At 38.9% G+C, this 831-nt stretch carries 1 protein-coding gene; it reads left to right on the forward strand.

Annotated features, from left to right (window positions below; all coding sequences use genetic code 11):
• On the forward strand, positions 1-831 hold an 831-nt coding region (locus IDG60_RS27775), incomplete at both ends, for a hypothetical protein (protein WP_274611450.1).

Below are 831 nucleotides of genomic sequence, written 5' to 3' on the forward strand. Positions count from 1 at the left end.
TACTAGTAGAATCACTCATTGATATTGAATCACTTAGCGAGGTAGACTCGCTTACGCTTTCTGAACCACTTAATGATGTTGAGGTACTCAATGAACCAGATGTACTTGTTGAAGTCGAACCACTTGTTGATTTTGAATCACTTAATGAATCAGATTCACTCACGCTTTCTGAACTTCTTAGTGACGTCGATACACTTAATGATGACGAATCGCTTGTGCTTACTGAATCGCTCATCGATTGTGAGCCACTCAATGAACTTGACTCGCTTACACTTTCTGATTTTCTTAATGACGTTGAGACGCTCAATGAGCCAGAATCACTGACACTTGTTGAGCCACTCATCGATTTAGAGTCACTTTCAGAATTAGATTCACTTACACTTTCTGAATCATTTACAGATTCTGACATACTTTGTGAATCAGATATGCTTGCGCTCATTACTTCACTAGCCGATGTTGATGTACTTGTCGAATCACTTAACGATATAGATACACTCATCGAACCAGATGTACTCGCACTTGTTGAGTCTGATGTTGAATCACTCACACTATCAGATAATGACGTTGAATCACTCATACTTGTTGATGTACTTGTTGAAAGCGACATACTTTGTGAATCACTAGTACTTGTACGCATCGAAGTACTAGTTGAAGCTGATGTACTACGAGAGTCACTTGTTGATGTTGATGTACTTGCTGATCCTGATGCACTTGTACTTCTTGATGTGCTTTGTGAATCGCTTAATGATGTTGATGTTGAATCGGATTCACTTGTACTTTCTGATGTTGAGCCAGATTCTGATGTACTTACCGATGTTGATAAACTTGCAA

This window comes from Staphylococcus sp. EG-SA-2 (assembly GCF_017152085.1).